The following is a 12,297-nucleotide window of genomic DNA, read 5'->3' as shown; positions in this document are numbered from 1 at the left end:
GGCCCCCCCGGGTTGTTGATGATTCCACCGGAGGCCGCGGAAACGTCGGTGCAGGCCTGTGGATAACTGCCGGAGCCACGCTAGTCAGGAGGCGTCGCGTGAGCAAACTCCACTGTAGAACCGGCCTGCGTGTCGGTGCCAGGGTCGATCGCCTCGCCGGTGCATAATGACACGTTCTGCGCTCGGTTTGAGTTCTCGGGCATCTCGACGTAGCCTTAATCGGTTGACTTATGCCTTCGTGGCAGTCGCCCCTGTACACACGTCCCCGGTCTCGAGCGTCCCGGTGACACCTGATCGGAAGTAGTCCCCATGAGCAAGCGCACCTTCCAGCCCAACAACCGTCGCCGCGCCAAGAAGCACGGCTTCCGCGCCCGCATGCGCACGCGCGCCGGCCGCAGCATCCTCTCGGCTCGCCGCGCCAAGGGGCGCACCGAGCTCTCGGCCTGAGCCGAGCGGTGCTCGCGAGGCCGCACCGACTCACCCGCGGATCGGAGTACAAGGCCGTCGTCCGTCGGGGTCGTCGGTGTGCCGGGGCGCACACCATCACCTACGTGAACCGCGTCGTGACCGATGGTCCGGCGCGGTTCGGCTTCATCGTGAGCAAGCAGGTCGGTGGCGCCGTCGTGCGCAACACCGTCCGTCGCCGGCTGAAGGCACTGTGCTTCGAGTCGATCGAAGCGGTTGCGCCGGGCAGCGAGGTCGTGATCCGCGCATTGCCGAGTGCGGCCTCCGCCTCCTTCGATGATCTGCGCAGCGACGTCGTGAAATGCCTCGCGCGGAGGGCCGCATGAGCGTCCTTCCCGCCTACGCGTTCGGAGACGCCGAGTTCTCGGCATCCGATTCCCTGCGCAGCATCCCACTGCTCCCCCGCAACGCGGTACTCGCTCTGCTGCACGGTTACCGTGCAACGATCTCGCACACCTATGGCGATGTCTGCAAGTACTACCCGTCCTGCTCGGCGTACGCCGTCGGCGCCGTGCAGCAGCACGGTGCCGTCGTCGGATCGGCGCTGACCGCGGCGCGCATCGCGCGCTGCCACCCCTGGGCGGTCGGCGGCGTCGACGACGTGCCGCCCCGCAAGAACTTCGGGCACGCGCTGACCCGCCACGGGTTCGTCGTGCCTGCCCCCACCGGAAAGGACTGATCCTCCGCATGGATCTCTTGTCAGCCCTCGCCTCGACGCCCTCGCCATCCGCTCCAGCGACGAACGGCGGGTTCGATCTCTTCGGCATCATCCTGTGGCCGCTCAAGTGGGCCGTCGAGGCGGTGCTCGTCTTCTGGCACTGGCTCTTCACCGCGATCGGGCTTCCGCCGGCTGACGGCATCACGTGGGTGCTGGCGATCATCGGTCTGGTGATCGTCGTGCGTTCGGCGATGATCCCGCTGTTCGTGCGGCAGATCAAGAGCCAGCGCAAGATGATGGAAATCGCTCCTGAACTGCGGAAAGTTCAGGAGAAGTACAAGGGCAAGAAGGATCAGCTCTCTCGCGAGGCGATGAGTCGCGAGACGATGGCGCTCTACAAGAAGCACGGCACGACGCCCGTCTCGAGCTGCCTGCCGCTGCTCGTGCAGATGCCCGTCTTCTTCGCGCTGTTCAGCGTGCTCAATGACGTGACCAAGCACGCCACGGCGGGCATCGGTGGCGTGGGCCTGCTCAATGCGGAGCTCACGCAGGAGTTCTACAACGCGAAGCTGTTCGGCGTCGCGTCGCTGCACGAGACGCTCATCGATGCGGTGAACACCGGCAACACCCCGGCGATCATCATCCTCGTCGTGCTCGTCGTGCTGATGATCGCGTCGCAGTTCTTCACTCAGCTGCAGATCATCTCGAAGAACCTCTCCCCCGAGGCCAAGACCGGCCAGGCCTACCAGATGCAGAAGATCATGCTCTACATCCTGCCGCTGGGCTTCATCTTCTCGGGTGTCTTCTTCCCGCTCGGTGTCGTCATCTACTGGTTCGTGTCGAACCTGTGGACGATGGGTCAGCAGTTCCTCGTCATCCGTGAGATGCCGACCCCCGGCTCGGACGCGGCCAAGGCGCGCGAAGAGCGTCTCGCGAAGAAAGGCAAGGCGCTCGACGCCTCGGGCAAGGTCGTTCCGATGGAGAAGTACCTGGCCGAGCAGCAGCGCCTCTATGAAGAGGCCGAGCGTGCCAAGGCGGCAGCGCCGAAGCGTCAGCAGCCGGTGAGCAAGCAGCGCGCGAAGAAGCAGGGTCAGAAGCAGCCCGGGTCCGGGCAGAAGCAGGGTGGGCAGGTCTCCGGTGGGACCGACTCCGGCGCGCCCGGCACCGGCTCCGCTTCCTGATCGCACGCACCCGAACGACGTCACCTACGAGGATCACGCCATGACCACGTCCCCTGAGTACGCCCCTGTCGACGCGCGCGAGGAGCGGGTCCCCGCGACCGTCGCTCAGCTCGAGGAGGAAGGCGACGTCGCCGCCGACTTCATCGAGGGTCTGCTCGACATCGCCGACATCGACGGCGACCTCGACCTCGACGTGCGCGCGGGCCGCGCCTACGTCTCGGTCGAGGCGCCTTCCGGCGGGTCGGTAGACCTGATCGCGGCGCCCGACACCGTTCAGGCGCTGCAGGAGCTCACCCGGATTGCGGTGCAGAACCGTACCGGTCGCTTCTCACGCCTGATCCTCGACATCGGCGGCTCGCGCGACGCGCGGCAGAACGAGCTGACCGCTCTCGTGGACCGCGCGATCGCGCGCCTGGACGACGGCGCCTCGCAGGCGTCGCTGCCTGCGATGTCGAGCTACGAGCGCAAGGTCGTCCACGACATCGTGGCCGATCGCGGCTTCGTGTCCGAGTCGTACGGCGAAGGCGCCGACCGTCACACGGTGATCCGTCGCGGCTGAGCCGCACGTTTCACGTGAAACATTCGTACTGATTCTGTCGAAGTGTCGATGATCGAGATCGAGCAGGAACCCGCGGCTGCCGCCGAGATCTTCGGCGACCGCATCGAGGTCGCACGGCAATTCGCTGATGCGCTGGGCCGGCACGGCGAGGAGCGCGGCCTGATCGGCCCCCTCGAACCGCCACGGCTGTGGTCGCGTCATATTCTGAACAGCGCCGTGATCGCTCCCCTGTTCTCGGGCCGCGTGGGTGACGTGGGCTCGGGTGCCGGGCTGCCGGGCCTGGTGCTCGCGATCGCCCGCCCCGACGTCGAGTGGGTCCTGATCGAGCCGATGGAGCGCCGAGTCGCGTGGCTGTCGGAGCAGGTCGCCGCACTGAAGCTCGACAACGTCGAGGTGCTTCGCGCACGCGGTGAGGACTGGAAGCGCGGCCCCGTGCTGGATGCCGTCACAGCGCGCGCTGTCAGCGCTCTTCGCACACTGGTGCCGATCACCGCTCCCCTGGTCCGCGACGGCGGCGAGCTCATCTTCCTCAAGGGGACGAGCGCCACGAGCGAGATCGAGGCCGCCGAGAAGCAGCTGCGCAAGTTCAAGGTGACGAACCCCCGCGTCGAGATCGTCGGCGAGGGTCTGCTCCCCGAGCCATCGCGGGTGATCCGAGCGACCGTCCGCTGATCGCCGCCGACTCCTGCTCCGCGGAGCCTGTGCATCGTCGGCGCGGTGCGAGTGCGCCGACCTCCGTCGGTGACCGAGCGCGGAACGCCCCCAGATCATCCCGCGCACTCAGGGGGCCACTCATCTTCGGGCGGTGTAGCTCACGCCTTGCCTTCTCCCCCGGGTCGTTCAGCGAGCGAGGAACGAGCGAGACGCGCCGCGCCGAACGCGGGCGCCGCCCACGAGAACGATGCCGAGACACCGCCCTGCCAGGGGCGGTGTCTGGGCTTGTCGAGCACCGGGCTGCCGCGAGTTCGGTGCGTACCTGAGTCGCGAGCGGTGCTCTTCGCCTCATCGCCCGCGGTCGGGTGCAGGCGTCCGCGGGCTGACGACACGAGCCCCTCATGACCGTCGTTTCACGTGAAACATTGCGCGCCGGGGCGGCTCGCGCCACTGCCTCGACATCACTGATTCGCCGTGGGGTCGAGTGCACCGCTCGTCTCCATGTGGGAAGCCGCGACGCATTGCCTCGCGGCCCCGGGGACTCCACTCTGCGCCGCGGGCGATCGCTTGCTAGCGGAGTCACCCGGCCGAAGCCGATGCACGCGGAACTTCGCGCCTGGATCGCACCATTCCTGAGACGTCATCGTCGCGCGGTGGTGGGACGAGGGCTCCTCAGACCTGGTCCAGGAAGATGCGCGCGTGGACGGCGAATATGCCGGTGGGCTGCGCTGCGCTGCGCTGAGCCGGGCTGGGCTTCTCAGGCGCAGCGTGGTCGTTTCACGTGAAACATTGCGGCAGCGTCGCCGCTCCGTGGTGCCCCGACGCACTCATCGTGCCCCTCGCGGACTGTTCAGATCGGGAGCCGGCGCACCGGGTAGCGCAGGTGAAGCACCCGATTGCCCTGCACCACGATGTCCGGATCCTCGAGCAGGTGCTGTGCGGCGACGGAGCCGAAGTACCGCTTGCCGGACCCGAACACGACGGGCGCGACATCCATGCGCACCTCGTCGACCACACCTGCGGCGAGCATCTGGCCGCCGACGTCGCCGGCAGCAACCTCGATGGTGCGGCCACCCGCGAGCTCCTGCGCCGTGGCCACGGCTGCCTCGATGCTGTTGACGAAGTGGAATGGCGCGTCGAGGTCCCAGCCCTCGGGTGCCGGTCGGTGCGTCACCACGATGACGTGGTCGATCCCGCTCGGTGGCTTCCCGTCCCAGCCGTCCGTGATGTCGAAGACGTGGCGGCCGGCGATCGTGACCGCGATCTCGTCCCAGTATGGCCGGATGTGGTCGTACGACGCTTGCGACACGTTAAGCACGCCGCTGTCGTCCAACGGCACGTCACCGCTGACCAGCCATTCGAACAGCGGGCCGGGGTCGTCGTTGTCGGCGGCAATGAAGCCGTCCACCGAGACCGACGCATTCATGACGACTTTTCCCACGGGGTCCTCCTCTGTGTGCAGTCCCCAGTCTCGTGTGTCGTGAGTGGCAGGGCTTGTAAGAAATCAATCGGCCGGGAGCGGCCAGCCCTCCAGCGCATGGGCGGGGTGTTCGCGGAGGAAGCGCTGCCGCACGTCGACATACCGGGTCGGTGTGAGCCCGGTGAACTCTCGGAACTCGTGGACGAAGTGGGCCTGGTCGAAGTAGCCGGCACCCGAGGCGACGTCGCCCCAGTCGATCGGTGCGGCCACGTCGATGGCCAACACGGTGAGGGTGAAGCGGTAGCTCCGCGCCAGCCGCTTCGGCGTGATGCCGACGACGTCCTTGAACCTCTTCGCCACGTACGTGCTGCTGCCGGGGGTCGCCATGCCGAGATCGCTGATCGGCACCGATCCACCGGTCTGAGCGATGGCACTGCTCAGACGGCGCACGATGTCCAGGCCGTGGACCGCGCGCATCCGTAGCCCCAGACTCTCCTCGAACAGCATCAGCATCTCCTGCGGCGTGTCCGCGAAGGTCAGTCGGCGTCGCAACTCGGCGACAGCGAGCCGGCCCCAGATCTGCTCCACCGTCGCCGGTCGGTCGCACAACTCGGCCGCCGGCATCGGAAGGAACGGTGCCAGTCCCCACGGCTTGAAGTGGGCCCCCACTGACCGGGTCGGGACGGGGTAGCCGAACTCCCACGCACGTGTGGGAGTCGTGACCGAGCAGCCATCGGCGTATTCCACTGCTTCGCCGTCGGTGCCGGCTCGGATGAGAAAGGGCGCCCCGAGATTGATGATGAGAAGAGGTGCAGGCGCCGCCGGCAGCAACAATCTGGGGTAAGGCGGGTCGCCTTCGAGATAGTAGAGGTCGTCGATCAGACCGTCGAGCGGCGGAGCGGGTCTCCTGGACACATACCTCACGCTCACATCATCTCCGACGACCCACCACGCGTCACGTACTGACGGCGCGCCAGAACGGCCCGCAATTCCGCGCATCCCGTGTCATCCCAGGCGACACCGGCCGCGCCATCCATTCAGAGCGTGTCCCGACGTCAGCACCCGCTGGTGCAGCGCGCAACTGCGCCCGCGTGTCCAGGTGACCTCAGTTCGCCGTCTGGGGCAAACCGTTTCACGTGAAACATTGCCCAGCGCCGTGGCCGTCGGCGTTGTTCCTGATGGAGCCTGGCTGCGCATCGCGCCGCGGGTGAGGCGCCCGCACGTGCTCGGCAGTGTGACGGCCAGATCGTGCCTCGTGGACGAAGCCTGTGGTGGCTTTGCAATCAGCGCCATCGTGCTGGAGCGCCTGGGTCGCATCGACCCGGTCACGAGCGCGCAGTGGCCGCGTGCGTCTCCGCGTGAACATGGTCGAGACCTCGCCGAAAAGGATGCTCCACTCGGGCGCGAGCGAGCGCTTGTCGGTCCCGGCTCGCCCAGCGGCTGTCACGGTGGTCACCGGTACTCCACTCGTCGCGGTCGCGGCGATCTGTCGACCATCAAGACGTGTGATGTTCCGCACGAGCTGGTCGTTCGTGTGACGGGGCGCCGTGGGGTGCGGGCACCGGGCGTGCTCGGCGACATGGATTGCTGTTCGAGGCCCGCGCGTGCGGAACGGGTGGGCTGACGTGAGATGTGATGTGTCGACGATCAGCACCCGGTGGGACTCGTGGGGCAAGGGTGAAAGACCGATATCGGACTGAAGTAACTCGAGCACTCCAGAGCAAAAGCTCCGGACGAATGTTTCACGTGAAACGCGACCCCGAACGCGCCGACCCCGCCGAACCCGCCGATCGCGCGGAAGCAACGAGCGGCCCCGACCGCGCTCGGTTCGCGCGGCTGAGAGCCGACGCAACACTGACGCGCGCGTTCACTGCCGAGTGGATTGCCGCTTCGATCACGACCAACTGAACCCGAGGGCTCCTTCGCGTGTGACCGAACAGGCGACCGCGTGCGGGCGGTCGTCTGCGGACGCTGTGGTCGGGCGTGGGTCCCGTTTCACGTGAAACACCGGGGCACGCACTGTGCCGGGTGATGACCGCCGGTTCAGAGTTTCACACTCAGCGCGCGGCACGCGGAGTGGGACCCATGTTCCCGCGCGGACTCCTGCCGACCCGTCACGGGAAGCGTGGCACAAGGGCCCGGGTTCCCGCCCGCGCGAGGCGTGGGTGCGTCGCGTGATCTCCGATCTGCCGCGTGCTCCAGCGTCGACCGAATGGATCGCTCCGGATTGGACGACTCTGGGTTACATGAGGGATTTCTCAGTGTGTTCGGGCGGCGGGTTGGCAGGGCCGAACGCGCCGTCCGGGGTTGACTAGAGAAGGCGGATTATCCGCCCGGAACGGTAAGGAACGCATGAACAAGTGGCTCCGGCGGCTGGGAGTGGGGGGAAGGCGGGATAGGGTGGAAGACGATGTTGAGCGGCTCGGGCACGGGGGAGAGTTTCACGTGAAACAACCCGACGCCGAGGCCCCAGCATCCTTGCCCTCTGAACAACCCCCGAGTGTCTGGACGCGGGAGTCGTCGGTGACCGAGGTCACCCCCGCCGAGATCCGCGCCGACGAGGCCGATTCCGACCGCGAAGAAGACGTCGCGGCGGTCAGTGCCGGCGCGATCGCCGACCAGGGATCCTCCCGGGAGGACGCAGACCCTGGCGAAGACACCGCGACAGAAGTCCTCCTCGAAGATGAGCATCCCGACGCCGACAGTGATGTCGCACCGGATGAGTACGCTGAATCCGAACCCGAAGAGATCGCACCCGCCGAGGGCGCCACCGTCACGCAGGAAGAGGAATCCCCCATCGCGCAGCAAGACGGCGCCGCACTCGCGCAGGAAGAGGACGACTCCCCCATCGCGCGGGAGCTCGCAGATCTGTCCGCACGCCGCAAGGCGCTCGACGAGGCCGACGTCCACCTCACCGGTCGAACCCGAGTCCTCACCGTCTCGAACCAGAAGGGCGGGGTCGGCAAGACGACCACGACCGTCAACCTGGCCGCTGCTCTGGCCGAGCGCGGGGCGAAGGTGCTCGTGATCGACCTCGACCCGCAGGGCAACGCCTCGACGGCGCTGGGAGTGCCGCACACCGCTGATACGCCGAGCGTGTACGACGTGCTCATCGATGAGTTCCCGCTCGCAGACATCATCCAGGTGAGCCCGGAGTCGCCCAACCTGCTGTGCGCGCCGAGCACCATCCACCTTGCCGGAGCCGAGATCGAGCTCGTGTCACAGGTCGCACGAGAGCATCGCCTGCGCGTCGCCGTCGACGACTACCTCGCCACCAATGCCGGGGACCTCGACTTCATCCTCATCGACTGCCCGCCGTCGCTCGGACTCCTCACCATCAACGCCTTCACCGCAGCGAGCGAGCTCCTCATCCCCATCCAGTGCGAGTACTACGCACTCGAGGGACTGAGCCAGCTGCTCGGAACGGTGCGGATGATCCAGAAGCACCTCAACCCCCGCCTGGAACTGTCGACCATCATGCTGACGATGTACGACGGGCGCACGAGGCTCGCGCAGCAGGTCGCCGACGAGGTGCGCGCCCACTTCCCCGCGGAAGTGCTCGACACGATCATCCCGCGGTCGGTCCGCGTTTCGGAGGCGCCGAGTTTCGGGCAGTCCGTTCTCGCTTACGATGGACAGTCGGCCGGCGCCATCGCATACCGCGAAGCGGCTGTCGAGATGATCCGGCGCGACAGCGCCTCGAATGAAAGGGGCGCATGATGGCAGCGAAGCGCACAGGACTCGGACGCGGAATCGGCGCACTGATCCCGACCAGCGAGCAGGCCGACGAGCGTCCCGCAGATGTCTTCTTCCCCCGTGCCGTCGCCGTGGCCGAAGCGGAGCCGCCCGTCGAGGCCGGCGAGCCCGAAGGTCAGGAGGACCTCGTCGAGGTGCCCGGTGCCCGGCTGGCGCACATCGACCCCCACGACATCGTTCCCAACCCGCGTCAGCCGCGCACGAATTTCGACCCCGAGCACTTCGCGGAGCTCGTGCACAGCGTGCGCGAGTTCGGCGTTCTTCAGCCCGTGGTCGTGCGGCTCAACGAGAAGGGCGACTACGAGCTCATCATGGGTGAGCGGCGCACCCGCGCCGCACGAGAGGCCGGTCTCACCTCGATCCCCGCGATCGTGCGCGACACCGCCGACGAGCACCTGCTCCGCGATGCCCTGCTCGAGAACCTGCACCGCTCGGAGCTGAACCCCCTCGAAGAGGCCTCGGCATACCAGCAGCTGCTGGAAGACTTCGGCATCACGCAGGAAGAGCTCGCGACGCGCATCGGACGCTCGCGTCCGCAGATCAGCAACACGATCCGCCTCCTCAAGCTCCCCGTGCCCGTGCAGCAGCGCGTCGCCGCGGGTGTGCTCACCGCAGGACACGCGCGCGCGATCCTGTCGCTCGAAGACGCGACGGCGATGCAGCGTTTCGCCGACAAGATCGTCAACGAGGATCTCTCGGTGCGCGCCGCGGAGGCTGCGGCGAAGCTCCCGGATGCCTCCCCCACCCGATCGGCGAAGCCGCAGGCCGGCTCGCGCCGGGCGCACCTCGATGAGGTCGCCGGACGACTGGGCGACCGGCTGAACACTCGCGTGAAGATCGCGCTGACGGCAAGAAAAGGCCAGATCAGCATCGACTTCGCGACGATTCAGGACCTCAACCGGATCCTCGCAGAACTCGGTGAGACCCAGTACGGGGCCCTCGAAGCGTCATAGCGGTCCGAGCGCAGCGGCGCGCCGCCGCAGCGCTTCGCCCTCGGCCGCGTTGCCCGGCAGCGCCGCCGCTGCGAGGAACTCGGCGGCCGCAGCATCCGTTCGTCCGAGACGCTCCAGAAGCTCCCCCCGCACCGCCGACAGGGGGCGGAAGCCCGAAAGCTCGGGGGCGAGCTCGTCCACCACGGCGAGAGCGGGCTCGGGGCCGCGCGCCATGGAGAGCGCGACGGCGCGATTGAGGCGGACGACAGCAGACGGCGCGAGCGACTCCAGACCGTCGTAGAGCCGGAGGATCTGCTCCCAGTCGGTCTCGGCGAACGTCGGGGCGATCGCATGGCACCGAGCGATCGCAGCCTGCAGCCCGTAGTAGCCGAGACCGCGGGTGGAGGACTCCGCGCGTCTCATCGCCTCGGTGCCGCGCGTGATCGCGGAACGGTCCCACCGGCGGCGATCCTGGTCCTCGAGGGTGACCGGCAGGCCGGCGTCGTCGATGCGGGCGGCGAAACGCGACGATTGGAACTCCATGAGCGCGATGAGCGACCAGATCTCGGTGTCACCCGGCTGCAGCGCAACCAGTTGGCGTCCGAGCCGCACCGCCTCGCGCGCGACGTCGGGGCGGATGAGCCCCTCCCCTGCCGCCGCCGAGTAGCCCTCGGTGAAGAGCAGGTAGATCACCTGCAGCACGCTGGCGAGCCGCGCCGGCCGCTCGGCCCGGTCGGGCACCTCGAACGGCACGCCTTCGGCGGCGAGGGTCCGCTTGGCCCGCACGATCCGCTGCTGCACTGTCGGCACGGTCATGAGCAAGGCTCGGGCGATCTGCTCGGTGGTGAGGCCGGCGACCGTGCGCAGCGTCAGCGCGAGACGCGCCTGTGCCGGAAGCACGGGGTGGCAGGCGACGAACACGAGTCGCAGCACGTCGTCGTCGATGCGGTCGGGGTCGGCGTCGTCGGGCACCGAGTCGATCGCCTCGGCCACGAGAGCCTCCGACACGAAGAGCGGCTCGCGCTGCGACATCCGTTCGCGTCGTCGCCATCCGTCGATCGCGCGCCGCTTCGCCACGGCCATGAGCCAGGCACCGGGATTGTCCGGGATGCCGCTGCCCGGCCACGTTGCGAGAGCCTCGACGAGCGCCTCCTGGGCAAGATCCTCGGCCCAGGCGAAGTCGCCGGTGTGCCGGGCCAGCGCCGAGACGATGCGAGCGGACTCGTCGCGCCACACGGCCTCGACGGCACGGCGGGCGTGGGCATCGTCGTCGGGGGTCATGCTGTCAGCGTAAACGGGTGGCCCCCGGCGTCGGGATCGCCCCGTACCCTGGATTGATGGTGAACGACGAGCAGAACCCGCGGCGACGTGCGAGCCTCGAGCTGCTCCGTGCCGAAGCCGCCGACGAGCTCTCGGTGCTGGTGCACGAGCGACTTCGCGCCGGCGAGGACCCGTGGGAGTTCATGGACGAACTGCCGTCCGTCGACGAACTCGTCGTCTACCTGCTCCGCGCCGAGAACATCGCGGCCGACGGCGGGTCGCGGCCGAATGCCAGCCGCCACTACCGGGTGTTGCGCCAGATCGCCCTGGACTATCCCCCGCTCACCCGTGCGGTGTGGGCGCTGCTCGGCGACGCGAACACGCACCGCCGGTGGGACCCGACGGTGCGTGCCGAAGCGAGCTGACGAACGCGGCTCGAGAGTCGGAGTCACGAATTGGCGGCGCGCCACTCCTTCTCCTTGGCGATCCACTCGTCGTTCTGGTCGAAGTCGCTGAGCTCGTTGACGCGACGCACCTCGAGCGCGCTGCCGGGTCCGAGCGGGCACTTGCGCGCCCAGTGCTCGGCCTCTTCGCGCGACGCCACCTCGAGGATCCAGTAGCCGGTGAAGACCTCGCGCGCCTCGGCGAACGGTCCGTCGGTCACGGCGGGCGGGACCGAGTCGAAATCGACGCGGAAGCCCTCGGAGGCATCGGAGAGCCCCTCGGCGCTCAGGAACACGCCGGCCTTCTGCAGGTCCTCGTTGTATCGACCCATTGCGGCGTACGCCTCCGCCATGTCGAAGGTCTCGGGGTCGAACGCCGCAGCAGCCTCGGCGCCCACCTGCATGATGAGCATGTAACGCATGGGATTCCCTTTCGTCGGGGCGATGATGGCCCGGTTCGAGGCCCGTTCGGCCCCTTCACCATGTGCGTCGAACAAGCCTCGCGCAAATCGACACCGCTCACGAAGAAAGTGAAGAGAATCTCGGATGCCGCCACCGGCATATTCGAGAAACAACCGGTGAAATGCGAAAACCCCGCCGAACGAGTCGGCGGGGTGTTCGAGAATGCGGGGAGGGAACTCAGCCGATGTAGGCCGCGAGATCCTGCTCGAGTGCGAACTTCGGCTTCGCGCCGATGATCGTCGTCTCGACGGCGCCCTTGTTGAACACCTTCATCGCGGGGATCGACGTGATCTGGTACTTCATCGCGAGGTCGGGGTTCTCGTCCACGTTGAGCTTGAGGATCGTGATCTTGTCGGGGTGCTCAGACTGGATCTGGTCGAGGACGGGCGAGACCATGCGACACGGGCCGCACCACTCCGCCCAGAAGTCCACGAGCACCGGTCCCTCGGCCTGGAGCACGTCCTGCTCGAACGTGGCGGAAGTCGTCGCCTTGGCGGTCATGTGTGT

Annotated in this window: 15 protein-coding genes; 10 read left to right on the top strand and 5 right to left on the bottom strand. The window is 67.8% G+C overall.

Going from position 1 to position 12,297, the window contains the following annotated elements; all coding sequences use genetic code 11:
• Positions 1 to 309: 309 nt before the first annotated feature.
• Genes rpmH through rsmG form a run of 6 tightly spaced genes read left to right on the top strand, consistent with a single transcriptional unit; the run spans position 310 to position 3,535 of the window.
• Positions 310 to 447 (top strand): 50S ribosomal protein L34, encoded by a 138-nt coding sequence (gene rpmH, locus ACVN90_RS20930; protein WP_005054680.1) that lies wholly within the window; start codon positions 310 to 312, stop codon positions 445 to 447.
• 8 nt (positions 448 to 455) lie between these two features.
• Entirely contained in the window at positions 456 to 791 is a 336-nt protein-coding gene (rnpA, locus tag ACVN90_RS20925) for a ribonuclease P protein component (RefSeq protein ID WP_475100116.1), read from the top strand.
• Positions 788 to 1,144 (top strand): membrane protein insertion efficiency factor YidD, encoded by a 357-nt coding sequence (gene yidD, locus ACVN90_RS20920; RefSeq protein ID WP_475100115.1) that lies wholly within the window; start codon positions 788 to 790, stop codon positions 1,142 to 1,144. The genes rnpA and yidD overlap by 4 nt, the downstream gene beginning before the upstream one ends.
• An 8-nt stretch (positions 1,145 to 1,152) precedes the next feature.
• Positions 1,153 to 2,304, top strand: coding sequence for a membrane protein insertase YidC (yidC, locus tag ACVN90_RS20915; protein WP_475100114.1), 1,152 nt, complete (start codon positions 1,153 to 1,155; stop codon positions 2,302 to 2,304).
• A gap of 40 nt (positions 2,305 to 2,344) precedes the next feature.
• Positions 2,345 to 2,863, top strand: a complete 519-nt coding sequence (locus tag ACVN90_RS20910; RefSeq protein ID WP_475100113.1) for a Jag family protein — start codon at positions 2,345 to 2,347, stop codon at positions 2,861 to 2,863.
• 48 nt (positions 2,864 to 2,911) lie between these two features.
• Positions 2,912 to 3,535, top strand: coding sequence for a 16S rRNA (guanine(527)-N(7))-methyltransferase RsmG (gene rsmG / locus ACVN90_RS20905; RefSeq protein ID WP_475102166.1), 624 nt, complete (start codon positions 2,912 to 2,914; stop codon positions 3,533 to 3,535).
• 832 nt (positions 3,536 to 4,367) lie between these two features.
• On the opposite strand, the gene ACVN90_RS20900 is transcribed toward rsmG, so the two are convergent.
• Positions 4,368 to 4,958 carry a dihydrofolate reductase family protein gene (locus tag ACVN90_RS20900; RefSeq protein WP_475100112.1) on the bottom strand — a complete coding sequence of 197 codons (591 nt, stop codon included), beginning with the start codon at positions 4,956 to 4,958 and terminating at the stop codon, positions 4,368 to 4,370.
• Positions 4,959 to 5,021: 63 nt separating this feature from the next.
• On the bottom strand, positions 5,022 to 5,852 hold the full coding sequence (locus ACVN90_RS20895) for a helix-turn-helix domain-containing protein (protein WP_475100111.1): 831 nt from the start codon (positions 5,850 to 5,852) through the stop codon (positions 5,022 to 5,024).
• A gap of 831 nt (positions 5,853 to 6,683) precedes the next feature.
• Here ACVN90_RS20895 and ACVN90_RS20890 point away from each other — a divergent pair.
• From ACVN90_RS20890 to ACVN90_RS20880, 3 genes are all read left to right on the top strand, one after another.
• Positions 6,684 to 6,845, top strand: a complete 162-nt coding sequence (locus ACVN90_RS20890; RefSeq protein WP_475100110.1) for a hypothetical protein — start codon at positions 6,684 to 6,686, stop codon at positions 6,843 to 6,845.
• Positions 6,846 to 7,733: 888 nt separating this feature from the next.
• A complete protein-coding gene (locus tag ACVN90_RS20885) occupies positions 7,734 to 8,657 on the top strand; it encodes a ParA family protein (protein ID WP_475102165.1) in 924 nt (307 codons plus the stop codon).
• Positions 8,657 to 9,646 (top strand): ParB/RepB/Spo0J family partition protein, encoded by a 990-nt coding sequence (locus ACVN90_RS20880; protein ID WP_475100109.1) that lies wholly within the window; start codon positions 8,657 to 8,659, stop codon positions 9,644 to 9,646. The genes ACVN90_RS20885 and ACVN90_RS20880 overlap by 1 nt, the downstream gene beginning before the upstream one ends.
• Here ACVN90_RS20880 and ACVN90_RS20875 read toward each other — a convergent pair.
• A complete protein-coding gene (locus tag ACVN90_RS20875) occupies positions 9,641 to 10,906 on the bottom strand; it encodes an RNA polymerase sigma factor (protein ID WP_475100108.1) in 1,266 nt (421 codons plus the stop codon). The genes ACVN90_RS20880 and ACVN90_RS20875 overlap by 6 nt on opposite strands.
• A gap of 56 nt (positions 10,907 to 10,962) precedes the next feature.
• Here ACVN90_RS20875 and ACVN90_RS20870 point away from each other — a divergent pair, with 56 nt between their 5' ends.
• Entirely contained in the window at positions 10,963 to 11,310 is a 348-nt protein-coding gene (locus tag ACVN90_RS20870) for a tryptophan synthase subunit alpha (RefSeq protein ID WP_475100107.1), read from the top strand.
• 23 nt (positions 11,311 to 11,333) lie between these two features.
• On the opposite strand, the gene ACVN90_RS20865 is transcribed toward ACVN90_RS20870, so the two are convergent.
• Together ACVN90_RS20865 and trxA are read right to left on the bottom strand one after the other, a co-directional pair.
• Positions 11,334 to 11,750 carry a YciI family protein gene (locus ACVN90_RS20865; protein ID WP_475100106.1) on the bottom strand — a complete coding sequence of 139 codons (417 nt, stop codon included), beginning with the start codon at positions 11,748 to 11,750 and terminating at the stop codon, positions 11,334 to 11,336.
• Between the two features lie 217 nt (positions 11,751 to 11,967).
• Positions 11,968 to 12,291, bottom strand: a complete 324-nt coding sequence (gene trxA / locus ACVN90_RS20860) for a thioredoxin (protein WP_045301944.1) — start codon at positions 12,289 to 12,291, stop codon at positions 11,968 to 11,970.
• Positions 12,292 to 12,297 lie beyond the last annotated feature (6 nt).

The sequence above is a fragment of the Microbacterium sp. F01 genome (assembly GCF_056156365.1).
Note: the sequence above shows the minus strand (reverse complement) of the source record. Positions and strands in the feature narration are given on the sequence as shown.

Bases quoted from the DNA above. Each gene is read 5' to 3' on its own strand.
- rpmH (WP_005054680.1), top strand. From the start codon at position 310: ATGAGCAAGCGCACCTTCCAGCCCAACAACCGTCGCCGCGCCAAGAAG.
- yidD (WP_475100115.1), top strand. From the start codon at position 788: ATGAGCGTCCTTCCCGCCTACGCGTTCGGAGACGCCGAGTTCTCGGCA.
- yidC (WP_475100114.1), top strand. From the start codon at position 1,153: ATGGATCTCTTGTCAGCCCTCGCCTCGACGCCCTCGCCATCCGCTCCA.
- ACVN90_RS20910 (WP_475100113.1), top strand. From the start codon at position 2,345: ATGACCACGTCCCCTGAGTACGCCCCTGTCGACGCGCGCGAGGAGCGG.
- rsmG (WP_475102166.1), top strand. From the start codon at position 2,912: ATGATCGAGATCGAGCAGGAACCCGCGGCTGCCGCCGAGATCTTCGGC.
- ACVN90_RS20880 (WP_475100109.1), top strand. From the start codon at position 8,657: ATGGCAGCGAAGCGCACAGGACTCGGACGCGGAATCGGCGCACTGATC.
- ACVN90_RS20875 (WP_475100108.1), bottom strand. From the start codon at position 10,906: ATGACCCCCGACGACGATGCCCACGCCCGCCGTGCCGTCGAGGCCGTG.
- ACVN90_RS20870 (WP_475100107.1), top strand. From the start codon at position 10,963: ATGGTGAACGACGAGCAGAACCCGCGGCGACGTGCGAGCCTCGAGCTG.
- ACVN90_RS20865 (WP_475100106.1), bottom strand. From the start codon at position 11,750: ATGCGTTACATGCTCATCATGCAGGTGGGCGCCGAGGCTGCTGCGGCG.
- trxA (WP_045301944.1), bottom strand. From the start codon at position 12,291: ATGACCGCCAAGGCGACGACTTCCGCCACGTTCGAGCAGGACGTGCTC.